Origin of the sequence: Roseibium sp. FZY0029, assembly GCF_036350355.1 — a bacterium.
Taxonomy (GTDB): Bacteria; Pseudomonadota; Alphaproteobacteria; order Rhizobiales; family Stappiaceae; genus Roseibium.
The window spans coordinates 409,732-436,298 of record NZ_JAZDVZ010000004.1 but is presented as its reverse complement, the minus strand read 5'-3'; the positions used below and the strand labels follow the sequence as shown (position 1 = coordinate 436,298).

The 26,567-nt window shown below is 61.0% G+C and carries 17 protein-coding genes; 10 read left to right on the top strand and 7 right to left on the bottom strand.

The window, feature by feature from the left end; genetic code table 11:
• Positions 1 to 36: 36 nt before the first annotated feature.
• Complete coding sequence (locus V1T76_RS13635) at positions 37 to 2,787, bottom strand: DNA translocase FtsK (RefSeq protein WP_330561192.1); 2,751 nt, start codon at positions 2,785 to 2,787, stop codon at positions 37 to 39.
• Positions 2,784 to 4,019, bottom strand: coding sequence for an aminotransferase class I/II-fold pyridoxal phosphate-dependent enzyme (locus V1T76_RS13630; RefSeq protein ID WP_330561191.1), 1,236 nt, complete (start codon positions 4,017 to 4,019; stop codon positions 2,784 to 2,786). The genes V1T76_RS13635 and V1T76_RS13630 overlap by 4 nt, the downstream gene beginning before the upstream one ends.
• A gap of 310 nt (positions 4,020 to 4,329) precedes the next feature.
• Between V1T76_RS13630 and V1T76_RS13625 the strand changes: the two genes are divergently transcribed.
• Positions 4,330 to 4,986 carry an SGNH/GDSL hydrolase family protein gene (locus V1T76_RS13625; RefSeq protein ID WP_330561190.1) on the top strand — a complete coding sequence of 219 codons (657 nt, stop codon included), beginning with the start codon at positions 4,330 to 4,332 and terminating at the stop codon, positions 4,984 to 4,986.
• Between the two features lie 67 nt (positions 4,987 to 5,053).
• Here the strand turns inward: V1T76_RS13625 and V1T76_RS13620 are convergent, their stop codons facing one another.
• Positions 5,054 to 5,317, bottom strand: coding sequence for a DUF1674 domain-containing protein (locus V1T76_RS13620; RefSeq protein ID WP_330561189.1), 264 nt, complete (start codon positions 5,315 to 5,317; stop codon positions 5,054 to 5,056).
• A gap of 155 nt (positions 5,318 to 5,472) precedes the next feature.
• Here V1T76_RS13620 and htpX point away from each other — a divergent pair, with 155 nt between their 5' ends.
• The 5 genes from htpX (at position 5,473) to V1T76_RS13595 (ending at position 14,010) form a co-directional block, all read left to right on the top strand.
• The gene (htpX, locus tag V1T76_RS13615; RefSeq protein WP_330561188.1) at positions 5,473 to 6,441 is read left to right on the top strand and encodes a zinc metalloprotease HtpX; all 969 of its coding nucleotides are present in this window, start codon (positions 5,473 to 5,475) and stop codon (positions 6,439 to 6,441) included.
• Between the two features lie 164 nt (positions 6,442 to 6,605).
• Positions 6,606 to 7,982, top strand: a complete 1,377-nt coding sequence (gene rsmB, locus V1T76_RS13610; protein WP_330561187.1) for a 16S rRNA (cytosine(967)-C(5))-methyltransferase RsmB — start codon at positions 6,606 to 6,608, stop codon at positions 7,980 to 7,982.
• A 209-nt stretch (positions 7,983 to 8,191) separates the two neighbouring features.
• The gene (locus tag V1T76_RS13605) at positions 8,192 to 9,868 is read left to right on the top strand and encodes a heparinase II/III family protein (RefSeq protein WP_442970123.1); all 1,677 of its coding nucleotides are present in this window, start codon (positions 8,192 to 8,194) and stop codon (positions 9,866 to 9,868) included.
• Between the two features lie 75 nt (positions 9,869 to 9,943).
• A complete protein-coding gene (gene purH / locus V1T76_RS13600) occupies positions 9,944 to 11,560 on the top strand; it encodes a bifunctional phosphoribosylaminoimidazolecarboxamide formyltransferase/IMP cyclohydrolase (protein ID WP_330561185.1) in 1,617 nt (538 codons plus the stop codon).
• Positions 11,561 to 11,898: 338 nt separating this feature from the next.
• Entirely contained in the window at positions 11,899 to 14,010 is a 2,112-nt protein-coding gene (locus V1T76_RS13595) for a methyl-accepting chemotaxis protein (protein WP_330561184.1), read from the top strand.
• An 88-nt stretch (positions 14,011 to 14,098) separates the two neighbouring features.
• Here the strand turns inward: V1T76_RS13595 and V1T76_RS13590 are convergent, their stop codons facing one another.
• Complete coding sequence (locus V1T76_RS13590; protein ID WP_330561183.1) at positions 14,099 to 15,469, bottom strand: MFS transporter; 1,371 nt, start codon at positions 15,467 to 15,469, stop codon at positions 14,099 to 14,101.
• Positions 15,470 to 16,016: 547 nt separating this feature from the next.
• A complete protein-coding gene (locus V1T76_RS13585; protein ID WP_330561182.1) occupies positions 16,017 to 20,828 on the bottom strand; it encodes an NAD-glutamate dehydrogenase in 4,812 nt (1,603 codons plus the stop codon).
• A gap of 107 nt (positions 20,829 to 20,935) precedes the next feature.
• On the opposite strand from V1T76_RS13585, the gene V1T76_RS13580 reads away from it, so the two are divergent.
• The 4 genes from V1T76_RS13580 to V1T76_RS13565 all read left to right on the top strand — a co-directional run bounded on the left by V1T76_RS13580 (position 20,936) and on the right by V1T76_RS13565 (position 24,934).
• Positions 20,936 to 21,502 carry a peroxidase-related enzyme gene (locus V1T76_RS13580; protein WP_330561181.1) on the top strand — a complete coding sequence of 189 codons (567 nt, stop codon included), beginning with the start codon at positions 20,936 to 20,938 and terminating at the stop codon, positions 21,500 to 21,502.
• A gap of 139 nt (positions 21,503 to 21,641) precedes the next feature.
• A complete protein-coding gene (gene argC, locus V1T76_RS13575) occupies positions 21,642 to 22,592 on the top strand; it encodes an N-acetyl-gamma-glutamyl-phosphate reductase (RefSeq protein WP_330561180.1) in 951 nt (316 codons plus the stop codon).
• 39 nt (positions 22,593 to 22,631) lie between these two features.
• The gene (gene leuD, locus V1T76_RS13570) at positions 22,632 to 23,237 is read left to right on the top strand and encodes a 3-isopropylmalate dehydratase small subunit (protein WP_330561179.1); all 606 of its coding nucleotides are present in this window, start codon (positions 22,632 to 22,634) and stop codon (positions 23,235 to 23,237) included.
• Between the two features lie 824 nt (positions 23,238 to 24,061).
• Complete coding sequence (locus V1T76_RS13565; protein WP_330561178.1) at positions 24,062 to 24,934, top strand: sulfite oxidase heme-binding subunit YedZ; 873 nt, start codon at positions 24,062 to 24,064, stop codon at positions 24,932 to 24,934.
• Between the two features lie 242 nt (positions 24,935 to 25,176).
• Here the strand turns inward: V1T76_RS13565 and V1T76_RS13560 are convergent, their stop codons facing one another.
• Together V1T76_RS13560 and V1T76_RS13555 are read right to left on the bottom strand one after the other, a co-directional pair.
• Positions 25,177 to 25,683 carry a Crp/Fnr family transcriptional regulator gene (locus tag V1T76_RS13560; RefSeq protein WP_330561177.1) on the bottom strand — a complete coding sequence of 169 codons (507 nt, stop codon included), beginning with the start codon at positions 25,681 to 25,683 and terminating at the stop codon, positions 25,177 to 25,179.
• A gap of 25 nt (positions 25,684 to 25,708) precedes the next feature.
• The gene (locus V1T76_RS13555) at positions 25,709 to 26,392 is read right to left on the bottom strand and encodes a response regulator transcription factor (RefSeq protein WP_006936706.1); all 684 of its coding nucleotides are present in this window, start codon (positions 26,390 to 26,392) and stop codon (positions 25,709 to 25,711) included.
• Positions 26,393 to 26,567: the final 175 nt, after the last annotated feature.

Sequence of the window (26,567 nt, the reverse complement as noted above, 5' to 3'; positions counted from 1 at the left end):
AGGGAGCGTGTGTGGCAAAGCTTTGGCAGTCTACCATCAAAAATCTTCTTCCACGCCGTTCTGAACGAGAATCTCGCGTTTCCCGGCGTGGTTGGCCGCGCTGATCAGACCTTCGTTTTCCATGCGCTCGATCAGCGAAGCGGCGCGGTTGTAGCCGATGGAGAGGCGCCGCTGCACGTAGGAGGTCGATGCCTTCTTGTCGCGCAGCACGATGGCAACCGCCTTGTCGTAAAGGTCGTTGCCCTCGTCGCCGCCGGCAAGACCGCCGCCGTCGTAGGGGCTTTCGCCCTCGTCTTCTTCCTCGGTCACGGCTTCCAGATACTGCGGCGTGCCCTGAACCTTCAGATGCTTGACGATATCCTCGACCTCGTCATCGGCAACGAACGGCCCGTGCACACGCTGAATGCGTCCGCCACCGGCCATGTAGAGCATGTCGCCCATGCCCAGAAGCTGCTCGGCCCCCATTTCGCCCAGGATGGTGCGACTGTCGATCTTCGACGTGACCTGGAAGGAGATACGGGTCGGGAAGTTGGCCTTGATCGTACCGGTGATGACGTCCACCGACGGGCGCTGCGTTGCCATGATCAGGTGGATGCCGGCGGCACGGGCCATCTGTGCCAGACGCTGGATGGCGCCTTCGATGTCCTTGCCGGCCACCATCATCAGGTCGGCCATTTCGTCGACGATGACGACGATATATGGCATCGCCTCAAGCGGCAGTTCCTCGTCCTCGTAGATCGGCTGGCCTGTGTCGCGGTCGAAACCGGTCTGGACGGTGCGGGTGAACGACTCGTTCTTTTCCAGCGCCTGCTTGATGCGGGTGTTGTATCCGTCGATGTTGCGGACGCCCATCTTGGACATCTTCTTGTAGCGGTCCTCCATCTCGCGGACGGTCCACTTCAAGGCGACGACGGCTTTTTTCGGATCGGTCACGACCGGTGTCAGCAGATGTGGAATGCCGTCGTAGATGGACAGTTCCAGCATCTTCGGGTCGATCATGATCATCTTGCACTGTTCCGGCGTCAGCCGGTAGAGCAGCGACAGGATCATGGTGTTGATCGAGACCGACTTGCCCGAGCCGGTGGTCCCGGCGACCAGCAGGTGAGGCATGCGCGCCAGATCCGCGACGACGCTTTCGCCGTTGATGGTCTTGCCGAGGGCGAGCGCCAGCTTGGCCTTGGACTTTTCGAAGTCCTGCGCGGCCAGCAGTTCGCGCAGATACACCGTCTCACGACGCGCGTTCGGCAGTTCGATACCGATGGCGTTCTTGCCCGGGATCACCGCCACGCGAGCGGAAATCGCGCTCATGGAGCGGGCAATGTCGTCGGCAAGGCCGATGACGCGGGACGACTTGATGCCAGGCGCGGGCTCCAGTTCGTAAAGGGTCACGACCGGGCCGGGGCGCACTTCGATGATTTCGCCGCGAACGCCGAAGTCTTCCAGCACGCCTTCCAGAATGCGGGCATTCTGTTCCAGCGCATCGGCGGATAGGCCCGGCACCTTGCCGGCCACCTTCGGTTCGGCCAGAAGCCGCAGCGGAGGCAGTTCGTATTCTTCTGGTGCGCCGAGGAACGACGGCTGCGCCTCCGCGATAGCCCGCTTGCTCTGCTTTGGACGCGGAGCCGGGGGAATGACACGGCCGTTCGATGCGGTCTGAGCTGATGCCTGCGACGCGGAGTCCGGTGCGGCTATGCCGACCGGTACGGCCGGGCGCCCAGTTACAGGGCCCTTGTCGATCATCAGGTCGTCCGGCGCGAAGGTGTCACCTTCCTCGTCGTAGTACTCTTCCGCATAGGGCTCTTCGGCGTCATCCGCATGACGACCGCGCTGGTAGAAGTCGTCCAGGCCGTCGTCGTCTTCCCGGATCAGACGTCCTGCGAGCGCCTTGCGGAAGGCCTTCAGACGGCTGCCCTGGCGGGTGTCCTCCGGCTCGTAGTCGTCGTCGTCCTCACCTTCGTCCTCGTTCCAGTATTCTTCTTCCTCCGGAGCCTGGCTGCGCTTCAGGCCGGTCAGGCGGCGCAGTTGCGCTGCGGCCAGAAGGCCGAAATGCTCCATCTGGCCGACGAAGGCGCTGAAGAAGATGCCGAGGCGGGATTCGCCGTCTTCGTCATCGAAGTCGAGCTCCTGCTCTGCGGCCTTGCCATGGCCAACCGGACCCGCGACGGGTTCGATCCGTTCGGACGGCGCACCGACCTTGCCCAGCCAACCGGCGGCTGCCAGCAGACACAGGACGGCGGGCACACCAAGTCCGAGCGCGCCGACAATCGTCGCGGCGCCGCTGGTCATGTTGTCCGTGACGAGCGCCGGCAAGTGGTGAACGGTGTCGCCGAAGAAGCCGCCGAGACCGGTCGGCAGCGGCCAGCTTTCAGGAACCGGCAGGGAGGCCAGGGCACCTGCGGCAAGGCTCGTTCCGAGCAGCCAGAAGACCAGGCGCTTGCGGCCGATGCCAAGCACATGACCGGTCAGAAGCCTCCAGCCCCACAGAACCAGCGGGACCAGGAACACGGCGGTTGCCAGACCGATGGTCTGCATCAGAATGTCGGCAAGAATTGCGCCGGGCGTTCCGAGCGCGTTGCGTACCTGGCCGCCGGTGGCGTGGTTGAGGCTAGGGTCGCTGACGGACCATGTCGCAAGGCTTGCAGCGAGCATGGCGGCAACAGCAATGATGCCAAGGCCGGCGGCCCCGACGAGGTTGCGCCGAATGAACCGCTTCAGCGGGCTTTCGGTGTCCAGAAGGTCAACCGAAGATCTGCGGCCGTTGCCGCGAATTGCGCTGGCCCGCCTCATGCCTTGTCCCCCATCCATTTCGCCAGGCGCTCCAGAGCAATCTCGGTCTGCTCCAGCGGCGCCGTCAGGCTGATGCGAATATAGTTTCGCCCCGGATTGCTGCCGTCCTGCTGGTCCGTGGCAAGATAGCTGCCTGGCAGAACCTTGAGCCCGATTTCCGTCCACAGGGCCTTGGTGATCGAGACGGCATCCCCCCAACGGCTGATATCCAGCCACAGGAAGAACCCGGCATCAGGCGTGACCGGCCCGAGGATCGGGCCCAGATGCCGTTCGGCAGCTTCGAATTTTTCGTTGTAGAGCCTGCGGTTTTCAATGACGTGGGATTCGTCCTGATAGGCCCTCACGGCGACCGCCTGTGCCGGTAGCGGCACTTGTGGCGCGGCAAGGCCGCGGAACTTCGCCCATTTTTTCAAGAACTCCGGATCGCCCGCGGCAAAGCCGCAACGCAGGCCGGCCAGGTTGGAGCGCTTGGACAGGGAGTTGAGGACGATGATGTTGGCGAAGCCTCCCCCCTGTTCCTCGTTCAGATCCCGTGCCGCTTCGAGAATGCCCACAGGCGGCGTCTCACGGTAGATTTCCGAATAGCACTCGTCGGCAAAAATAAAGAAACGGTGCTTGCGGGCGAGACCGATCAGGCGCTGCCAATAAGCTGTATCGGCGACAAAGCCTTCCGGATTGGTGGGAGACGCCACGTAGAAGGCGACGGTTTTTTCCAGCAGTTCCGCATCGAGACTGTCGAGATCAGGCAAAAAGTTGTTGCCCGCAACCGCGTCGAGCAGCACGGCTTCCGCATCGGCCACATGGGCCGCAGCGGCATAGGTCTGGTAGAATGGGTTGGGCAGAATCACCACGGGGTGATCCAGGCCCTTGTTCAGCTGGTCGCGGGCGGCGATGGCACCGAAGGACAGGCCTTCGCGGGACCCGTTCAGCGGCAATACGCCGTGATCGGCGTCGATCAAGCCACCGAGGTTGTAGCGGCGGTCCAGCCAGGATGCGATGGCGGCACGAAACTCCGGCGAACCGTCAATCGGCGGGTACCGGCGGAAACCCGCCATGTTTTCCGCCAGAACTTCGGCCGTAAAGTCTGGAATCGCATGTTGCGGCTCGCCAATCGTCATAATGATCGGGTCGAGCCCCGGCATCTCGCCGCTCAGAAGTTCGGCAAGGCGTTGAAACGGATTGGAGCTCGGCAGGGACACACCGCGCTGATAGGCTTTTTTGCTGGCAAGCATGAATAATCCGGCACTCGTTACGCATAACTTTGCACAGACCCTATAGCCGGTGTGGTAAATCCCTTATTAACCAAGCAGGGCAGGGGCTACGAATTGCAGCCATTGCCGCCTGATAATCCGCCGGCAAGCACCAAGGCGCATCATCGGTTGCCTTCGGGAGAATGGCACGCCTTCGCGTTTGCCTCATGGCTTTTGCCCGGAAGTCCTTGATCGCCAACGAAGACCCTGTAGAAATTGAAAGCAGCGGAACGACCGGTGGAAACGAAGTTCGTCCGGCTTTTCAACAGGGCTCACCCGAGCAGGTTCTACGATGGCGAAAACAGAAAAAGATCCCGTGACCGTTGTTTGCTTCGGTGATTCACTCACCTGGGGTTTCAATCCGGTCGACAAGTCCCGCTATGGCCACGATGTGCGCTGGACCCGGCTTTTGCAGAAAGAGCTGGGCGACGGGTTCTATGTGGCCGAAGAGGGCGTCAACGGTCGAACGACCGTCTTCGAGGATCCGGTCAAGGGTGACAAGAACGGCCTTGCGCATCTGGCGACCGTTCGCAAGACCCATATGCCCATCGACATTCTGATCATCATGCTCGGCACCAACGACCTTCAGGCGCGCTTTGCAATGAACGCCGAAACAATCGCGATTGCCATGGGACGCTTGCTGGATTTTGCCCGCAGACCGACCGATGATGTCGAAGGCCGGGCGCCGAAAGTGCTGTTGATGGCACCGCCGCCACTGGCGCCTCTGGCCGGCACGCCTTACGCGGCACAATTCAGCGACCAGAGTGTTGCCGAATCTCATCGTCTGGCAGACTGTTACCGGGAGAAAGCAGCCGAATATGGCGCGGCGTTTTTCGACACGGGAACGGTCATTTCGGCCAGTCCGATCGATGCCGTTCATTTCGAGGCAGAGCCGCAAGCCGATCTCGCCAAGGCGGTGGCATCGGAAGTGCGGAAACTGGCAGACTGAATTTGCAGACCTGATTGCCTGCCGCCGTTAGAGGTGTCTGCGACAGGCGGAGCGGCTCAATATTCTCTCAGAAATCCGACGTCAGTCCCTTGATCTCCCAATCGTCGTAGCGGGTGGGTTCCAGCCCGCCGCGCCCGTTGACCTCTTCAGGTAAGTTCTGCTGTCTGGCGTCGATTTCCTTGCGCCGTTCTTCGGCTTCCAGCAGGGCGCGCTGGGCCGCCGGCGGCAGGTCCTCGAACTTCCGCTTCGGAGCTTCCTCGACATCGGTCTTCAGGGAAGGCGCGTCGCTCTGGCTGTAGCGGCTCGTCGGGTTGTCCGGTGTTTCTGTCATGGCTCTTCGTGGTTCGGTTTTGCGGTCTTGTCCAGCGTATATAGGGTAATCTTGCCAAGGATGGCAGCACTCCCCATCTGTTGAACGGATAGAAAGGCCAAAACGCGCCTTTCTGCAAGCAGTCGAAAACAGGACAGAAACGGAAACAAGCGGCGATGAACTATATTCGCACGGCAATGCTTCTGGCGGCGATGACCGCCTTGTTCATGGGGATCGGTTTCATGATCGGCGGTCAGTCGGGCATGATGATCGCGCTGGTCATCGCGGCTGCCATGAACCTGTTCAGTTATTGGAATGCGGACAAGATGGTCCTGCGCATGCATCATGCCCGGGAGGTGGACGAGCGCGAAGCGCCGGAATTCTTCCGCATGATCCAGCGGTTGGCACAGAATGCCGAACTGCCCATGCCCAAGGTCTATATCATCGACAATCCGCAGCCGAACGCCTTTGCGACCGGCCGCAACCCGCAAAATGCCGCCGTTGCCGCAACGACCGGCCTGATCGACATGCTGACGCCCGAGGAAATTGCAGGCGTGATGGCCCATGAGCTGGCCCACGTGAAGAACCACGACACGTTGATCATGACGATCACAGCGACGATTGCCGGTGCGATCTCCATGCTGGCCAATTTTGCCTTCTTCTTCGGCGGCAACCGCAACAATCCGCTCGGTGTCGTCGGGGTTATCCTGATGATGGTGGTGGCACCGCTGGCGGCGATGATCGTGCAGATGGCGATTTCCCGGACGCGTGAATATGCGGCCGACCGGATGGGCGCGCAGATCTGCGGCGAGCCCATGTGGCTGGCGTCCGCTCTGTCGAAAATCTCACGTGGTGTCGAACACATCCACAACCCGGATGCGGAAGCCAATCCGGCGACGGCTCACATGTTCATCATGAACCCGCTGTCCGGTGAACGCATGGACAACCTGTTCTCGACCCACCCGAACACGCAGAACCGGATCGACGAATTGCGCAAGCTGGCCGACGCGGGTCTGGGCACCGGCGGCAGAAGCGGTCCCATGTCCTTTACCCGCCAGGCTCCGCAGCAGGCCGGCCCCTGGGGCAGCTCCGGTTCGACCGGCCCGTCCAGCGCTCCGCGCCGCCCGAAAGGGCCATGGGGATAGGTTGCTGTCCCCCGGAAGCTCCGACCCCAAGGCAAAAACAACTTTGCCGTAAGACCACCGGCCTCTAATATGACCAGATGCGCCGCGACCGGCAGACCGGTCTGCGGCGCTTGATTTTGATACCGGCCGTAACAGATGGGCCGGCCGCGTGAATGGATTGACCCTTGACCAAACGGCCGAACAACAAACAGAAGCCTTCCGGCAAACCGGCAACGGAACAGGCCGAGAAGCCGGGGTTCGCCGCGCGCAAGGTGGCTGCCGATATTCTTGGCAACGTCGTCCACAAGAAACGGCCTCTCGATGGCGAACTGGACACCGCTTCCGGTCATTCCGGGTTCCGCGCGCTGGCCGCAAACGATCGGTCGCTGGTGCGCGCGATCATCGGTGCAGCCTTGCGCCACCGGGGAGAAATCGCGGAAATTCTGGACCGTTTGCTCGACCGGCCGATCCCGGAAAAGACCGGCCGCGTTCTGGATATCCTGCATGTGGCCATTGCCCAGATGCTGTTTCTCGACATTCCGGACCGTGCCGCCGTTTCGCTGGCCGTCGACCATGCCGGCCTCGACCGCCGCGCCCGGCCCTACAAGGGTCTGGTCAATGGCGTGCTGCGCCGGCTCGGGCGCGAGCGGGACGAGGTCGCCGCCGATCTGGACGCTGCCGTTCTGAACACGCCCGACTGGCTGATGGAAAGCTGGCAGGCAGCCTATGGAGCGGAGACAGCGCGCGAGATCGCACGGGCTCATGAAAATGAAGCCGCGCTCGATCTGTCGGTAAAGACGGATCCAGAAGCATGGGCCCAGAAGCTGGACGGCCAGATCGTGGGGGCAGGCAGCATCCGGCTCCTGCGCAAGGGCGCTGTCGATGCGCTGGAAGGCTATGGCGACGGGCAGTGGTGGGTCCAGGACGCCGCCGCAGCGCTTCCCGCCCGTCTCCTGGGCGACGTGAAAGGTCTGCGTGTTGCCGATCTTTGCGCTGCACCGGGCGGCAAGACCGCCCAACTGGCGGCCACAGGTGCCTCTGTCACCGCGGTTGATATTTCAAAGGCGCGCCTGAAACGCCTTGAAGAGAATATGACCCGACTCGGCCTGAGTGTCGAAACGGTTGCGGCGGACCTTCGGGCCTTCGAGCCGGAGGAGCCTTTCGACGCAATCTTGCTGGATGCGCCCTGCAGCGCCACGGGGACGATCCGCCGGCACCCCGATGTGCCGTGGATCAAGAAGCCGTATGACATTGAGAAATTGACGGAAATCCAGAGCGAGCTGCTGGACCGGGTGGCCGGTTGGGTGAAGCCGGGCGGCTTGATTGTCTATTGCACGTGTTCGCTGGAAGCAGCCGAGGGTGAAGCCCAGGTATCTGCTTTCCTTGAGCGGCAGGCCGGAAAAATGGAACTGGTTGCCGTCGAGGCCGACGAGGTCGGCGGCCTTGCTGAATGTGTCACGAAAGAAGGCTATCTTCGCTGTCTGCCCTGCCACAGTGCCGCCGTGGAGCCTGTCAGCAAGGGTATGGACGGCTTTTTTGCCGCAAGACTCCGCCGGTTTTAACGCGGCATAAACTGTTCACTTGCAATGATTCTTTAAATGAAATGCTAACCTTAATGGTTCGTTTCCAGAAATAGATACCGGAGACTCCCCATAAACGCGCAAAAACCATCAGTTTTGGAGATGGTTTGGTGAATACTGCAAGCCTGAGTGAAAGAAGCCGCATCTGGCGGCTCGTGGCCCTGCATATTTGGCAACGCTCCTTGAAATGGATGCATGGCGGGCCGCTGTTCCGCATGCAGCCGTTTTCGGCTGTGCCTGCGCGCCTGCTTATAGCGCCGCAGGATTTGCGCACTGCTGACGCGACCAATGCCGCCGATATCTACGGCGGCCGCTTCCTGTTCTCCGGCCACCTGGTGGAAACGCAAGGTAGATCCCCTTTCGAGCTGAAGGCCGTTCATGAGGACTGGCAGCGCGAGTTGCACAGTTTCGGCTGGATGCGCGATCTGCGGGCAGCCGACAGTCAGATCTCCCGGCAGAATGCCCGGGCGCTGGTGGAAGACTGGATCAAGTTCTGCGGCCGTTGGCACGACATCGGCTGGGAAGCCTCTGTTGTCACGCGGCGCATACTGTCGTGGCTCGCGCATTCGCCCTTCATTCTTCAGGACGGCGATCATGAGTTCTACCGCAGTTTCGTGCGGTCTCTGGCCCGTCAGGTGCGCTATCTGCGCCAGACCATCAATGAAACGGAAGACGGCGTCGAGCGTCTGCATGCGGCGCTTGCCATGGCCTCCGCCTGCATCTCCATGGCCGGGCAGGGCCGTTTCGCGCGCCAGAGCATCCGGCGTCTGGATCAGGAGCTGACGCGCCAGATCCTGCCGGACGGCGGTCATATCTCGCGCAATCCGAAAGCGCTGATCGACATTCTGGCAGACCTGCTGCCGGTGCGACAGGCCTTCGTTGCCCAGGGGCTGGAAGTGCCGCAGGCGATGGTGCAGTCGGTAGACCGGATGATGCCGCTGTTGCGTTTCTTCCGCCATGGGGACGGGGCGCTGGCGCATTTCAACGGCATGGGGTCCACGCCGAGTGATCTGGTCGCGACCATTCTTGCCTATGACGATGCACGCGGCGCGCCGCCACAAAACGCGCCGCATTCGGGCTATCAGCGCTTGACGGGAGGCAACTCCGTCGTCCTGATCGACACCGGCCCTGCCCCCGCAGTGGGTGTTTCCGGCGATGCCCATGCGGGCTGTCTTTCGTTCGAGTTTTCCTCCGGCAGCAACCGGATCGTCGTCAATTGCGGTGTCTCGCCCAAGTCCAATCCGGCCTGGCGCCGGGTCAGCCGCTCGACACCCGCCCATTCGACCGCGGTAATCGAGGATACGTCCTCCTGCCGGTTCCTGTCCGACCGGCCTTTCGGGCATATTCTGGGCGCTCCCATCCTGTCCGGACCGGTCAGGGTGCCGGTGGAGCGGGAAGACGATGCCGCCGGCAGCCGGATCACCGCCTCCCATGACGGCTACGCGAGCGAATTCCATGTTCTGCACGAGCGGGACATCCGCCTGGCCGGTGACGGCACGGTGGTGGACGGCATCGATACGTTTTCGGCAATCGGTCCGGTGGACCGGGAAAACCGCTACGCAATCCGGTTTCACCTGCATCCGGGCCTGCGCAGCTCGCTTATCCGGGGCGGATCGGCGGTGCTGCTGGTCTGCCGGGATGGTGAAGCTTGGGAATTCGAAGCGCCGGGCACCGAAGTCATGCTGGAAGAGAGCATTTATCTGTCCGATGTCTACGGTCACCGCAAGAGCGAGCAGATCGTGATTGCCGGTGCGGTGCTGGAAGCGCCCTCGGTGGGGTGGCAGTTCCGCAAGACAGCGACGGCCAAGCTCAGCCGCCGTGGAACCAGCGATTTCGACGAGCTGGACGAGCTGCCGCTGGAAGAATAGAGACCTTCCGCTTTTGCTGAAGACGTGATAGGGCGACGGCAACTCCCGGACCGTCCCCAATTGCGAGGCAAATTCATGGCCATTGTGTCCAAAGCCGTACCCGTTCCCGAGCTGGTTTCCGTCAAGCGCGCGCTCTTGTCCGTCTTCGACAAGACCGGTCTTGTCGACTTTGCAAAAGCGCTGTCCGAGCGCGGTGTCGAGCTGGTCTCCACCGGCGGTTCCTACAAGGCGTTGAAGGAAGCCGGGCTTGCGGTTCTGGACATTTCCGAAGTTACCGGCTTTCCGGAAATCATGGACGGGCGTGTGAAGACGCTGCATCCGAAGGTGCATGGCGGTCTCTTGTCGATCCGCGACGATGCTGACCACCAGAAGGCAATGGACGAGCATGACATCGTCGGCATCGACCTCTTCTGCGGCAATCTCTATCCGTTCGAGGACGTTGTCGCTTCCGGTGCCGACTATGCCACCGGCATCGAAAACATCGACATCGGCGGGCCGGCGATGACCCGCGCAGCTGCCAAGAACCACGCCTATGTCACCGTCGTCACCGACCCGGCCGACTACGATGCGGTGATTTCCGAGCTTGATGCCAACGACGGCAAGGCCCCTCTGGCACTGCGCAAGAAACTGGCTCAAAAGGCCTTTGCCCGGACGGCCGCCTATGATGCCGCCGTTTCCAACTGGATGGCGGATCAACTGGACGAAGCTACGCCCGCCCACCGTGCGGTTGGCGGTTCGCTTGCCGAAGTCATGCGCTATGGCGAAAACCCTCATCAGACGGCCGGTTTCTACACCACCGGTGAGAAGCGCCCAGGTGTGGCTACGGCCAGGCAGTTGCAGGGCAAGACCCTGTCCTACAACAACATCAACGACACGGATGCCGCGTTCGAGCTGGTGAGCGAGTTCGATCCGGCCCGCACCAGTGCTGTCGCCATCATCAAGCACGCCAACCCGTGCGGCGTTGCCGAAGGCGCCAGCCTGAAGGAAGCCTACGAGCTGGCACTGCGCTGCGACCCGGTTTCCGCCTTTGGCGGCATCGTCGCCCTCAACCAGACGCTCGATGCTGCAGCCGCGGAAGAAATCGTCAAGATCTTCACCGAAGTTATCATCGCGCCGGATGCGGATGATGCGGCCCGTGAAATCATCGCGGGGAAGAAGAACCTGCGCCTTCTGGTCGCCGGCGGCCTTGCCGATGCGCGTGCCAAGGGCCTGTTCGTCAAATCCGTCGCAGGCGGCCTTCTGGTCCAGTCACGCGACAACGGTGTGGTCGACGACCTCGACCTCAAGGTCGTCACCAAGCGTGCGCCGAGCGAGCAGGAACTGGCCGATCTGAAATTCGCCTTCCGGGTCGCCAAGCATGTGAAGTCCAATGCCATCGTCTATGCCAAGGACGGTGCGACCGTAGGTGTCGGCGCCGGCCAGATGAGCCGTGTGGATTCCGCACGCATCGCCGCCCGCAAGGCTCTGGACGCGACCGAGGCTGCCGGGCTTTCCGAACCGCTCACGAAAGGCTGTGTGGTCGCCTCCGATGCCTTCTTCCCGTTTGCCGATGGTCTTCTGTCTGCTGCCGAAGCCGGTGCAACAGCCGTGATCCAGCCGGGTGGCTCCATGCGCGACGACGACGTGATTGCGGCTGCCGACGAGGCCGGTCTTGCGATGGTCATGACCGGCATGCGCCATTTCAGGCACTAGAGCGTGTCGCGTTTGACCGGAAAAATTCCGGATTGCTTTTGCTGATTGAAATCAGAGATTTCAACGCAAGAAACGATCCAGATAAAACGCGATTTGCTCCAGGCTTTCGCGTTCGCATTTGAGTTGAAGGGCCGGTCTCCGAAGAGACCGGCCTTTTGCATGCAGATCTTGTGGGCCTACATATTAGCTAGCTAATGAGCTGAAATATCATTTGAATATTACCGTGAACGTTCAGAAAATGCGGCTCGCTGAAGACCTTGTTAACGCAAGGCGATTACTCTGCGACAAGCTTCGGCAGGTATTCACCTGCCTTTACTTGCGATTCGCGGAGATTACCGGTGTTTAGAAGAGCGAAGGTCACAACAAAGCTTATAGGGGCCAGTGCGGCGACCCTTACGGCCGCCCTGGTGGTCGGCATCAGTTTTATCGCATGGGAAGCCTCCCGGATTACGGGCGACCTCGCGCGCTCGGAAGCCGAGGCCGTGGCGCGTGAGCAGGCCGAGTTTGTCCAGCGCGGCCTGGAAAAAGGCCTGAAGGCATCACAGACGCTGGCGAGCTCCCTGAGCGGTATGAAAAAAGCCGGTGTGGTCGATCGTGAAGCCTGGAATTCCGTCGTGGAAAACCTGACGCTTGTCAACATGGACCTGGCGGGTACCTGGGGCGTTGTCGCCGGTGACAAGCTCGACGGCAGGGATGCGGAGCTGAAGGGCGACGAGAGATGGGCCGTCGGTGGCCAATGGCAGCCCTACTACTTCCGCAAGCCGGATGGCACTCTGGCTTACCGGCCGATCGAGGAAATCAGCATCGGAGACTTGAGTGACGCCGGCGACCTCTGGTTCAACGGTGCCTATGTGTCCGGCAAAGACTACATGACGGAACCCTATAACTGGGATGCCGACGGAAAGGTCGTGACCGGCGTGTCTTTCTCATCGCCAATCCGCGACGGAGGCACGGTCATCGGGGTTGCTGGTGGCGATATTCTCCTGACGCCGCTCTCCGACGTTCTGGGCAAACAGCGCCCGCTGGAAACGGGGTCGGTCCACCTGCTGTCTCAGAACGGCGTCTGGATCGCGCATCCGGATTCCGCCGTTCTCGGCAAGCCGTGGACGGAAGGCCGGGCTGAAGCCGATCTTGCCGTTCAGGACAAGCTGCTGACCGCGGTCAAGAACGGCGAACGTTTCTCCTATGACGGATATTCCAACACGCTCGGCACCGAGGTGCACCGCATCGTCATGCCGGTGAGTGTGACCGGTACCGATGCCAAGCTGGCCGTGGTGGTCAACGTTCCGCTGTCGACCCTCAATGCGGCGTCCTCCTCGATCACCACCATGATTGTCATCGTCGGTGTCGTGCTGCTCATCGTTGTGGCACTGTCCATCTACTTCGTCGGCAACACCATCGTCCGCCGTCCGCTGGAACGGGCTGTTGGCAGCATTCAGGCGCTTATCGACCGCCGGTACGACGAACCGATCCAGGACACGGACCGTCACGACGAAATTGGCGAGATCAGCAATGCGCTGGAAGTCTTCCGCGAGAAGGCTCAGCAGGCTGAAGCGCTGGCCGCAGAACAGGAAGAAGCACAGCGCCAGCAACTCGCCCGCGCAAGCCGGATCAGCGAGCTGTCGCAGAACTTCGACCGCCAGATCTCCGAGCTGACCCAGACCGTGATGCATCAGGTGCAGGACCTCAACGCGGCGTCGATGACGCTGACGGCCGGTGCCGACGACACCAGTGAAAAGAGCACGGCAGTGGCCGCAGCTTCGGAAGAAGCCTCGTCGAACGTGGAAACGGTCGCCTCCGCGGCAGAAGAACTGATGGCCTCCGTCGGTGAAATCTCCCGCCAGATGACCCAGTCCACCGAGATCGCGTCTCATGCGGTTGAGCAGGCCCAGTCCACGAACCGAAAGATCGAAGGTCTTGCGGAAGCTGCAAACCGGATCAGCGAAGTGGTCAAGCTGATCACCGACATCGCCGAACAGACGAACCTCCTGGCGCTGAACGCAACGATCGAGGCCGCTCGTGCGGGGGAAGCCGGCAAGGGCTTTGCCGTTGTGGCTGCCGAGGTGAAGGAGCTGGCCAACCAGACTGCAAAGGCGACCGAGGAAATCTCGCTGCAGATCCAGTCGGTGCAGACGGAAACCGCCGGGTCGGTCGACGCGATCAAGGGCATCTCCGAAACCATCGAGAAGATGAACGAGATCTCCTCGTCCATTCAGGCTTCGGTCGAACAGCAGGGCCTCGCCACCGACGAGATCGCCCGCAACATCCAGGAAGCCTCCAACGGCACCCAGGAAGTCGCGCAGAACATCGTCAAGGTTGCCGCCTCCGCGGATGACACCGGCAACGCGGCCCGTCAGGTTTCGGCCTCTGCCAACGTCCTGCAAACGGAAGCCGACCGCCTCAAGCAGGAAGTCGAAGGCTTCCTTGCCAACGTCCGTCAGGTTGCCTGACGCAGCACGACAAGATCAGAGCAAACATCAGACGCGCCGGTTTTTCCGGCGCGTTTTTGTTTGGGCATAACCCAACCCGTCGGGCGTTTTATCGCTCCCGAACCCGCAGCAGCAGCATCAGGCCGACGCCGAAAAACACCAGAATGACAGACATGCCGGCCGGTTGGCTGGCGGTGAGGGCGGTCACCACGCCGACGGTCAGCGGAGCGAGGAAGCTGGTGACTTTTCCGGACAGGGCCAGGAGGCCAAAATACTGGGTAACGTGCTGAGGCGGGGCAATGCGAACCAGAAGACTGCGGCACGAAGCCTGCAAGGGACCGGATACCGCGCCAATGACACCGCCAAGGGCAATGAAGACCTGCTCCGGCAGAGAGGCGAACAGAGCGCCTTCGGGGGCGGCGACGGTCTTGACGACAAAGAACACCGTGGTCTTGTCGATTGAAATCATGCCGAGGCCGCAGATCATCAGAACGACAAGCGAGAAGAGGATCACCGGTCTGGCGCCGAAGCGGTCGTCCATCGGTCCGCCAAGCAACAGGCCAAGGGTTCCGGTGACGGTCAGAATGATGCCGAAGGTGCCGATTTCTATGGAGCCCCAGCCAAGCTGGCCGGCGGCATAAATGCCCCCGAAGGCGAACAGGGCGACAAGACCGTCCTTGAAGATCATGTTGGCGAGAAGGAACAGGAAAATGTTCTTGTTGGTGCGTGCCTGTGCCAGGCTGGTGCGCAGGTTTGCAAGGCCGGTGCGCACGGCAGGCCCGATCCTCGACTGATGCGGCACATCCGGCACGAACAGGAACATCGGCAGCACGAAGATAAGGTACCAGAGCGCCGAGAACGGACCCACGGCGCGGTCGCCTTCCTGTGTCGCCGCATCAAGACCCAGAACCGGTTCGAAACCCAGCAGAGTCTTGCCCGATTCAGGGCTGGCCGCGAAAAATCCGAGTGCGATCACCAGTGTGACCAGGCCGCTGGCGTAGCCGAGTGCCCAGCCGAAGCTGGACAGACGCCCGATCCGTTCCGGCGGCACCAGCGAGGGCATCATGGCGTTGTTGAACACGGTTGCGATTTCGATGGACAAAGTGCCGATGGCAAAGGCCACAAGTGCGATGGTGATGCCGTTCGGGCTTCCCGGTGCGGCGTACCAGAAGGCCCAGCAGCAGATGACGAACGGCAGTGAGAAGAAAAGGATCCAGCGCTTACGCCGGCCGGTCGCATCCGCAACCGACCCCAGCACGGGAGCAGCCACGGCAATGCAGAGTCCGGCGGCTGCGGTGGCATATCCCCACAGTGATTGACCTTCTGCAGGCGTTGCCGCCAGTGTTGAGGCAAAATAGGGCGCGAAGACGAAGGTGGTAATCAGGGTGAAGAATGGCTGTGCTGCCCAGTCGAACAGCGCCCAGGAAAGGACGGCGCGCCTGTTGGACGTCTGCAAGGGAATGTCTGAAACGGTCGTCATGGACGGGCAACTCGCTGCCTGGGGGGATCAACACCGGGACGAGCCCAATTCCCCCCTGTCTATCGCTTCCCGGACCTGAAGCCTACAGGCGACTGCGAATATCCGCTGTCTGTTGCGGGAAGTTTTGTCCAGTCGGTGTATGCGGCCCATCCTTCGAGACAGCGCTGCGCGCTTCCTCAGGATGAGGTGATATGTGTTGCCAGGCTGGTGAGAGGCCTACCTCCCACACCCTCATCCTGAGGAGCGCGCTTGCGCGCGTCTCGAAGGATGGGCCACTTGCTCCTTATGTCTCCAGCCAACCAAAAAGCGGGCACTGAAGCGTCCGGAGTGAGAGTATTCAAACCCCAACCTCGTCACCCTGTCCGCAGTAAAAGCGAAGATCCGGGATCGGTGAGCTAGGGTTTCTCCGGAAACCATCTGTTGCAGCGGCTTTCCAGTCCCGGTGCTCGCGCCGCGCTTCGCCGAAAGGAAGACGTCCAGAACGATACTTTCTGAAAAGCCAAGGCCGGCAGGGGAATTGCCGGCCTTGTTGTCGTGTTCCGCGCGGTTATGCCGTGCCGCAGATTTCCGCGAGCAGGCTGGCGGCCACGGAGAATTTCGACACGCTGAGGCCACCGTCGAGGATTTCGGAGACAGAGCGCTTGCGCCGACCGACTTCCGCCTCATGTTCCTCCAGCCAGCTTGCAAAGCCGCCTGCCCGGACTGCCGCGATGGCCAGCGCCCGCTGAGCAGAGACCAGGGTTGCCTGCGCGCGGTCGAGTGCCAGACCGTCGTAATAGTCCCGGACGTCGAGATCATTGGCCAGTTCGATGATCGCGCCGAGCTGGAAGTGGTGGGCGACCTCGAAATAGGCTCTTGCCGCCGTGTCCAGATCGGCCCCCGTTTCTTCCGAAACGATGACGATGTCGGGAATGGTCCGTTCCGCCGGCAGCCAGGCGATTCGCCGTGCCAGACCTTCCGGCACGCCCTGGTTCACATAGGCAGCGGTGCGTTCCGCCAGAACCGCGGCGGGCTCTTCCGGCAGGACGGCTTCCAGGCGGCCACGCAGCGCGGAAATGCCTGCGCGGAACCGTTCGACGACTGCGGACAGTCCCTTGTCGAAGGACACGTTGCGCTTGAACCAGACCACCCGTTCCAGAAGCAGCGACTGGATTTCCGAATAGAGCTCCAGTTGCAGACCACCGTCGATCCTGGTGTCGAGCTGGTCGATTTCCGTATTGAGGTCGGTCAGGTCGTAGCTGTTGCGCACGGCGACGAAGCCCTGAGCGATTTCGGTTGCCGTAGCGTCGGTCTGGTCGCGCAGACGGGTGATGAAGGTCGCCCCGCCCCGGTTGATCATCGAGTTGGCCAGCATCGTGGCGATGATCTCACGCCGCAGCCGGTGGCCACTGATCTCGTCCTTGTAGGTGTCGGCCATCTGGTCCGGGAAATAGCGGAACAGTTCGCGGGCCAGATAATCATCATCCGGAACCGAGCTTTCCAGAAGCGCGTCGTACAGCGTGATCTTGGCATAGGCCAACAGCACACCCAGTTCGGCGCGGGTCAACAACAGCCCGGCCTTGCGCATCTCGTCGAGGGTTGCCTCGTCCGGCAACTGCTCGACAACGCGGTCGAGTAGCCCGGCCTGTTCCAGTTGCCGCATCATGCGCACCTGGTAACCGAAGTCCTCCATGCCGCGCAGTTCGGTCATGGAGATGGCAAGGGTCTGCAGGTAGTTGTTCCGCAGCACGAGTTCGGCCACCTCGTCGGTCATTTCGGCCAGTAGTTCGTTGCGCTGTTCGATGGTCAGCTTGCCGGATTTGACCGCGGCCCCGAGCGCGATCTTGATGTTGACCTCCATGTCCGAGGAGTTCACCCCGGCGGAATTGTCGATCGCATCGGAGTTGGAGCGCCCGCCCTTCTTGTTGAATTCAATACGGGCAAGCTGGGTGAGGCCAAGGTTCGCGCCTTCGCCGATCACCTTTGCGCCGACTTCCGACGCAGTGATGCGGATCGGGTCGTTGGCGCGGTCGCCCACGTCGGCGTCCGTCTCGGATTTTGCGCGGATGTATGTGCCGATGCCGCCGAACCACAAGAGATCGACCTCCATCCGCAAGATGGCCGTCATCACTTCCTGCGGGGTTGCGCTGCCCTTGTTCAGGTTGAGCAGGGCCTGCATTTCCGGCGAAAGCGGGATGGACTTCAACTGGCGTGAGAAGATGCCGCCGCCTTTGGAAATCAGGTCGGTGTTGTAGTCCTTCCAGGAGGACCGGCCGAGGTCGAACATCCGCTTGCGTTCTTCCCAGGTCTTCGCCGGGTCCGGATTGGGATCGATGAAGATATCCCGGTGGTCGAAGGCGGCGATCAGCCTGGTGGCCTTGGACAGCAACATGCCGTTGCCGAAGACGTCGCCGGACATGTCGCCGACACCGGCCGCGGTAAAGGGTTCGGTCTGGATGTCGCGGTTCATCTCGCGGAAGTGCCGCTTGACCGCTTCCCACGCACCGCGCGCGGTGATGCCCATCTTCTTGTGATCGTAGCCCGCAGACCCACCGGAGGCGAAGGCATCGCCAAGCCAGAAGTGCCGGCCTTCCGAAATGCCGTTGGCCGTATCGGAGAACGTGGCCGTGCCCTTGTCGGCGGCCACCACCAGATAGGGATCGTCACTGTCGTAGCGCTTCACCCGCTGCGGCGGCAGGATGGTGTCCTCGTCCAGATTGTCGGTCACGTCCAGAAGGGCGTTGATGAAGATCTTGTAGCTTTCTGTGCCTTCCTTGAACCAGGCGTCGCGGTCGCTCATCGGCGGCAGGTTCTTGGGCACGAAACCGCCCTTTGCGCCGACCGGAACGATCACCGCGTTCTTTACCTGCTGCGCCTTGACGAGGCCGAGCACCTCGGTGCGGAAGTCCTGCGGCCGGTCGGACCAGCGCAGGCCGCCACGGGCAACCATGCCGAAGCGCAGATGCACCCCTTCCACACGCGGGCTGTAGACGAAGATTTCCCGGAACGGGCGCGGCTGCGGCAGGTCGTCGATCTGGCGGCTGTCGATCTTGAAGGCAAACGTCGGCTTGGGCTGACCCTTGCTGTCGAGCTGGTAGAAGTTGGTGCGCAGGATCGACTCGATGGTGTTCTGGAACCGGCGCAGGATGCGGTCGTCGTCAAGGCTGGCGACGTCTTCCAGATCGGCGGTCAGTTCGCTTTCCAGCCGCTCAGTGCCGAGGTCCCGGTCCTTTTCGGTCACATCCGGGTTGAAGCGCAGGTGGAACAGTTCCACCAGCTTGGCCGTGATCTTCGGATAGTTGTTGAGCGTGGACCACATGTAGTCTTCGGAAAAGCGGATGCCGGCCTGGCGCTGATAGCGCGACAGGGCGCGGATCACCGCCACGTCGCGCCAGGCGAGATCCGCCGTCAGCACCAGGCGGTTATAACCGTCGTCCTCCGCCTGTCCGGTCCAGACCGCCATGAACATGCTTTCCAGCCGCGATTGAAGCTGGTCGGAGAAGGTGATGTCTTCGCCGCTGCGCGATTCCAGCGTCATCTCGTGCAGGTACGACAAGGGAGCATCGGCGGGCGTGACGCGGTAGGTCCGCTCGTTGATCACGCGGAAGCCCATGTTCTCCAGAAGCGGCACGCGTGCGGACAGCGGGATCGGCGAGCCGCGGTGATAGACCTTCAGCGACAGGCGGCTGTCCTTGGTGCCCGACTGGCGATGGAAGGTGATGGTGGTGTCGGTCCTGTCTGACAGGGTTTCCAGCTTGACGATGTCGAACAGGGCGGACTGGGCGTTATAGACTTCCTTGTAGCCGCCATGGAACGAAAGCGCGTAACGGTCGGCCAGCTTGCGAGCCTGCGCCGGCGCAAATTCGTCCTTGAGCGCGTCACGCACGCTGTCGGACCACGTGCGCACCATGTCGGCAACGGCGGCCTCAAGCTCTTCCTGCTGCGGTTTCGGCGTTTCGCCGCGATCACGGCCGATGATGTAGTGAACCCTCGCAAGCGGACCTTCGGGATAGGTGACATACCAGGCCGAAACGCGTCCTTCGTAGACCGAGGCCAGATAGGTGCCGACATTCAGGCGCACCTCGGTGGAATAACGGTCTCGTGGAACGAACACGAGAATGGACACATAGCGGTCGAACTTGTCCGGGCGGGACAACACGCGAATACGCGGACGCTCGTCCAGTTGCAGGATGGCGATGGAAAAATCGAACAGGCGGTCGCGGTCGATCTGGAAAAGCTCGTCGCGCGGGAAGGCTTCCAGAACGTTCCGCAGTGCCCGGCCTGAATGGCTTTCCGACCCGTAGCCGGCGCGGGCCAGGACGCTGGCAACCTTGCGGCGCAGGAACGGGATGGTGCTGGTCGGCTCCGTGTAGGCGGTCGAGGCGAACAGGCCGACAATACGCAACTCGCCGTTCATGTTGCCGTCGTCGTCATAAAGCTTGGCGCCGATGTAATCCATGTGCACGCGCCGGTGCACGGTGCTCTTCACATTGGCCTTGGCGATGATCAGCGGTTCGGGCTTCTTCAGGAACTCGCGGATTTCCGGTGTGATCTGAACGAACTCGGTGCCACGGCGCAGAACGCGCACGTCCGGGTCCGACAGGAGGCCGAGGCCCGTGCCTTCGTGGGGTGACAGCTCGCCTTCCTCGACACCGCCCTCGAACATGTATTCCCGCATACCGAGGAAAATGAAGTTGTCGTTTTCCATCCATTCCAGGAAGTGGATCGCTTCCCACAAATCGTCGCTGCTGCCGGGAATCTGCGTGGTCTTGTAGGTGTCGATGGCTTCCGCGAGGCGTTCCTGCATCGGCTTGAAGTCGGACACGACAGCACGGACATCGGACAGCACCTTGTCGAGCCGGGCCTTGAGACCCGCGCGGGCTTCGGGCGAATCGATCCGTGTCACGTGAATGTGGATGAGGCTTTCCTGCCGGTCGGTCCGCTTCGGCGGCTTCTTGCGGGCAATGGCGGACGTCAAAACGCCGTTTTCGTCGCGCTCCACGATGAAGATCGGGTGCAGGACCAAGTGAACCTCGATCTTGCTGTCCTGCAGCTCGTCCATCACGGAATCGACCAGGAAGGGCATGTTGTCGTTGACGATCTCGATGACCGAGACGCCCTTGACCTTGCTGCCCTGTGCCTTGAACGCCGGGTCGGCGATGCTGACGCGGTGCGTGCCGAGCTCGTGGTTCTGGAAATCCTGCCAGGCGTCCCGGGCGAAGCCGATCAGCTCTTCCGCGGTGTAGGCCACAAGGTCTTCCGCGGCGCCCCGGTCATAAAAGGCGCTTGAAAACTCGGCGAGAGCCGGATCTTCCTGATTCAAGGTTGCTTGGACCGCGTCGATGATCTTCAGTTTCTCGACGTCGTGTTTGTCCGGCATTTTCCATCCCCTTAGGCGATCGTATGGTTTGGCTCTGTCGCTGGCTCGTTATAAGTCTTAAGTTCATATTTCAGCGACATAAACGGTTTCATGACGGGAGGAGCAAATTGTCAAGTAAAGTCACGGCCTTGCAAATCGATTCAAGTGTAACATTGAGTGAAAAGACGCAGGCTTATTTCGACCTGTGCCAAGAGAAACTGGGGCTCGTTCCCAACGTTCTCAAGGCCTATGCATTCGACGAAACGAAGCTGCGCGCCTTCACTGACATGTACAACGACCTCATGCTGGGCGAGTGTGCGCTCTCCAAGCTTGAAAGGGAGATGATTGCCGTTGCGGTATCAGCGGTCAACCGCTGTTTTTATTGCCTGACTGCCCATGGAGCTGCGGTGCGCGAGCTTTCCGGGGATCCCGTGCTGGGTGAACTGATGGTGATGAACTACCGTGTCGCGGACCTTTCGCCGAGGCAGCGGGCGATGCTCGACTTCGCCGTCAAACTGACGGAAAAGCCGGCAGAGATCCTGGAAAGCGACCGGCAGGCCCTGCGGGACGCCGGATTTACGGATCGCGATATCTGGGACATCGCCTCGGTGGCGGCCTTCTTCAACATGACCAACCGGGTGGCCGCGGCTTCCGACATGCGTCCGAATGATGAGTATCACTCAATGGCCCGTTGAGATAACGCAGTGGCGCGCGGCGGTGACAAGCCGCGCGATTGGGTGTATGACGCTTGCGATTTTGCACTGATCGGCGTGGAAACTTTCGTGTCATCCGGCACGAAAGCCACGGCGATCCTGAGAGGGAGAGGAGCGGGCCATGGTCGCGCGCGTGTTTATTGATGGTGAAGCCGGTACGACGGGTCTGCAGATCCGCGAGCGCCTCGCCACGCGCCGTGACCTTGAGCTGATCTCCATTCCGGAAGACAGCCGGAAAGATCCGTCAGCGCGGGCCGATTACCTCAACAAGGCCGATATCGCCATTCTTTGCCTGCCTGATGCGGCGGCCAAGGAAAGCGTGGCTCTGATCGAGAACGACACCACCCGCGTGATCGACGCTTCCAGTGCTCACCGCGTTGCCGACGGCTGGGCCTACGGCTTTGCCGAAATGGATCTCGATCAGGCCGATATCATTGCTGCTGCCATGCGTGTCACCAATCCGGGCTGCTGGCCGCAGGGACTGATCGCGGCGGTGCGTCCGCTGGTCGCTGCAGAGCTGCTGCCGTCGGACTTCAACCTGACTTATTTCGGAATTTCCGGGTATTCCGGTGGCGGCAAGGGCATGATTGCCGACTACGAAGCCGCTGGCGCTGACGTCAACGCGTTTGCGCCCTATGCGCTCGGTTTCAACCACAAGCACCTGCCGGAAATGACTGAATACGGCCTGCTCGATGCGGCGCCGTTGTTCACCCCGACCGTCGGCAGCTTCTACAAGGGCATGCTGACGGTTGTGCCGTTGAACCTGGCCGGACTGGCAAGCATTCCGACCGGCGAGCAGTTGCACGCGGCAATCGCGGATCATTTCGCGTCCGCTGCCGGTGGCTTCGTTGAGGTTGCGCCGCTGGAAGGGCTCGAGAAATCCGACAGCCTGAACCCGCAGGCGCTCAACGGCACCAACAAGCTGCAACTGCACGTCTTTGCAAATGACGCCAGGGCGCAGGCCGCCATCGTTGCGGTCTATGACAACCTGGGCAAGGGCGCGTCCGGTGCGGCCGTCCAGAACCTCAATCTGATGCTCGGTGTCGACCAGGCCACCAGCCTCGCTGCGTGAGCGGGCATCCGTTTTCAGGCCTTTCAGGAGAGAAGAAGAATGGAAAAATTTGAGACCCTGACCGGTGTCGCGGCACCGTTGCCGATCGTCAACATCGACACGGACATGATCATTCCGAAGCAGTTCCTGAAGACGATCAAGCGCACCGGTCTCGGCAGCGCGCTGTTCCATGAAATGCGCACCAACGACGACGGGTCGGAAAACGAGAATTTCATTCTCAACAAGCCGGCCTACCGTGATGCCAAGATCCTGATCGCGGGCGACAATTTCGGCTGCGGTTCCTCGCGTGAGCACGCGCCCTGGGCGCTTCTCGACTTCGGCATCCGCTGCGTGATTTCAACGTCTTTCGCGGACATCTTCTATAACAACTGCTTCAAGAACGGCATTCTGCCGATCCAGGTTTCCGAAGACGAGCTGGACACGCTGATGCATGCGGCCGAGCGCGGTGCCAACTTCACGCTGACGATCGATCTGGAAAACCAGGAAATCAAGGGTCTGGAAAGCGGCGCCATCGCCTTCAGCATCGACAGTTTCCGCAAACATTGCCTGATCAACGGTCTTGACGACATTGGCCTGACCATGGCCAAGGCCGGAGACATCGATACCTTCGAAAGCAAGATGGGCAACGACCGCCCCTGGGTGTAAGCCCTGCCGTCTAGTTCATTTGAAAGCCGGGTCGTGAGGCCCGGCTTTTCTTTGTTTTCCATGCTTTTTCCCGCTCAAGCCGCACGGCTCTTCGCAATAGCTTGATCATCCTCTCATGGGACGAACCTCGGGACGGTGATAACGGCAATCGCACCAAGCCGCCCCGCCCCGAAGCCTCTCACTCTTGTCATCCCTGCGAAGGCAGGGATCCAGTATTCATTGAGTTCGCTAGCTGTTCCAAGTCTGGTTACACGGCGTACTGGATCCCGGTCTTGCCGCTGACGCGACAAACCGGGATGACAACCACGCGGGCTTGAGTGGTTCTAACCTTGGTCTGCCTGTCTGGATTGGTGCATGAAGAGGGCGAAATCTGGATCGGCAGATCCGCTGTGTGGGGCTTGCTGGTGTGCAGCTTGTCAAAAGGGCCGGGGCCCCTCACATGGGGGCGACCCACCGGAGCTTGATTGCGGCAATCGCATCAGGCCGTCTTGCCCAGAAGCCTCTCACTCTTGTCATCCCTGCGAAGGCAGGGATCCAGTATTCATTGAGTTCGCAAGCTGTTCCAAGTCTGGTTACACGGCGTACTGGATCCCGGTCTTGCCGCTGATGCGGCAAACCGGGATGACACACAATGTAGGTGGGAGTGGATCCATATTGGATTTTCTGTTCAGGTTGGCCCAGGTGTGCGGGGCTCTCAAATGGATCGAAAGGCGCTTTCTGGCGAAGCGGGGTAGGCAATGCGGGATAGCCGCCTCGCATCTTCTTCACGCAGGCTTGAAAAGCTTTTCAGTGTCCTTGAACGTTTCGTGCGATAGTTCGAACGCATGACTATGACGACACTGGCATCCTATGCTCCCTGGACCGATCGGCGCGGCAACCTGTCCGCCTTGCGACTGGCCGTTTTCATTGCCGTGCTACTTCCGGCAGTGCAGATCCTTTACGGCCTAGCCATTGGCCCGGTGTTGCCGGAGCCTTTCGAGATGGAGCTGCATGCCAGTGGTGACTGGGCAGTCCGGTTCTTGCTCGTAACCCTTGCCGTCACGCCGCTCAGGCGGATCTTTTCGTGGAACCGGATCGTCGGTGTGCGCCGCATGCTTGGTGTCACCGTGCTTGCCTACGCACTGCTGCATCTGGGGCTTTATGCGGCACAGGAAAGCTGGAACCTCGGCAAGGTCGTATCCGAGATCTTTCTCCGCTTTTATCTGACCATAGGCTTTGCGGCCTTGTGCGGACTTGCCGTGTTGGGTGCAACGTCCTTCGATAGCGCCATCCGCAAGCTCGGGCGCAATTGGCAGCGGCTGCACCTGCTGATCTATCCAATCGGTGGCCTTATGCTGTTCCATTTCTTCCTGCAGTCAAAATCGGACGTTACGCAGGCCACCTTGATGGCCGGCCTGTTCGTGCTGCTGATGATCTACAGACTGATGGTGAAGGCCGGCTTCCGCCTTGCCAACCCTCTGGTTCTGGCGGTCTGTGCTTGTGCGGCGGCGGCCGGGACGGCGGGGATCGAATATGCCTGGTATGCCCTTGCCACGGGTATTCCGGCGGACAGGGTGTTTCAGGCAAACTTCGCCGTTTCCCTTGCGATCCGTCCGGCGGTCTGGGTCGGGATTATCGGGCTCGGGGTTGCAGCAGCGGCAATCGTTCAATGGGTCGGCGGATTGCTGGGGCCGAGGCTGCGTCTGAAGCGGGCATAGAATTACGCCAGACCCTCGGTTCAACCTTTGTCATCCCATGGTTCGACAGTGATATCCATGTCGATCAGCTCTCCTTACCGATGCGCTTGGCCGTACGGCAAGGTCACGGCATGGATTGCCGGATCAAGTCCGGCAATGACGATGAGGGGACTCATTTTCCCTTGAAAAGTCGAAGATTTGCACAGGGCCAAGTCTGTTTTGGCTGACTGAATTGCCCGACAGGGGAGATGGGGGCATTCGCCTTACGACTGCTTCTCGTCGTCGCGCACGCGGCGTTCGGCGTTGATCTGTTCCAGTTCAGCCATCTTCTCGCCAATGGGCTTGAGGGCCGCGACCGTTTCGCGGAACTGCTGGGCGCGTTGGTCGAGCAGGCGTTGGGCGAGTTCCGGAAATTCCTGGATCATGCGTTTGAACAGAGCCCGGCGAATGCGAATGATGCGCACGCCGTCGACGGCTTCCGCCCGGCAGGGGCGCTTGTTTTCTGCAAGAAGAGCCGTCTCGCCCAAAAGCGTTCCCTGACCGACACGCTCGATTTCCTCAAAACCGTCCTTGGTCCGGGTCTGCAGGCTGACTATGCCGCTGGTGATCACCAAACCGCCATCGGCGCGGTCGCCCTGATCAAAAAGGCGCTGACCACGGTTGTAATCCATGCTTTCGGCGCTGAAGGCGAGCAAACGAAGCTGATCGTCCTGGAAATCCGAAAGCGTCGGGATTTGTTTGAGAATCGCAATGTCTTGGGCAAGGCTCATGCCCAAGAAATACGCCGATTACCGGTTAGGGCACAAGCTTATATCCACCGGCTTCTGTGACAAGAAGCTCCGCATTGGACGGGTCACGCTCGATTTTCTGCCTGAGGCGGTAAATGTGGGTTTCCAGCGTGTGGGTGGTCACCCCGGAATTGTAGCCCCAGACCTCATGCAGCAGCACGTCGCGGGTCACGGGCTTTTCGCCGGCGCGGTAGAGGAATTTGAGGATGGAGGTTTCCTTTTCCGTCAGCCGGACCTTGGAACCACTGTCGTCCTGCATCACCTTGGCGGCGGGCCGGAAGGAATAGCGGCCAATGGCGAAGGTGGCGTCTTCGCTCTGTTCGTGCTGGCGCAGATGAGCCCGCACCCGGGCCAGAAGCACGGCAAACTTGAACGGCTTGGTGACATAATCATTGGCACCGGCCTCAAGACCCAGGATCGTGTCGCTGTCGCCGTCATGGCCGGTCAGCATGATGATCGGCGCCTTGAAGCCGCCCTTGCGCAGCAGTTTGACCGCCTCGCGGCCGTCTATGTCGGGCAGGCCGACGTCCATCAGCAGCAGGTCGACGTGCTCTTCCTTGGCCATGGCAATTCCGGACGTTGCCGAATCCGCCTGGATCGTCTCGAATTCATCGTAAAGCGAAAGCTGTTCCACCAGCGCTTCACGCAGTTCGTTATCGTCATCGACAATCAAAATCGTGCGAGCGGTCATCGTCGCGTTCCTCGCCAAAATCCAAAAACTTTTCACGGCGACTTGTGCAAAGGACACAAGCGCGTTCCTGCTCCTATGTGCGTGGGAAATTGTTCGCGCACAAGCGGTGCCGCGTCAATTCTTCTTCACGCGGGGTTTAGGGGTGGTTTATCAAGAAGACCGGTCGAGCGGTCAG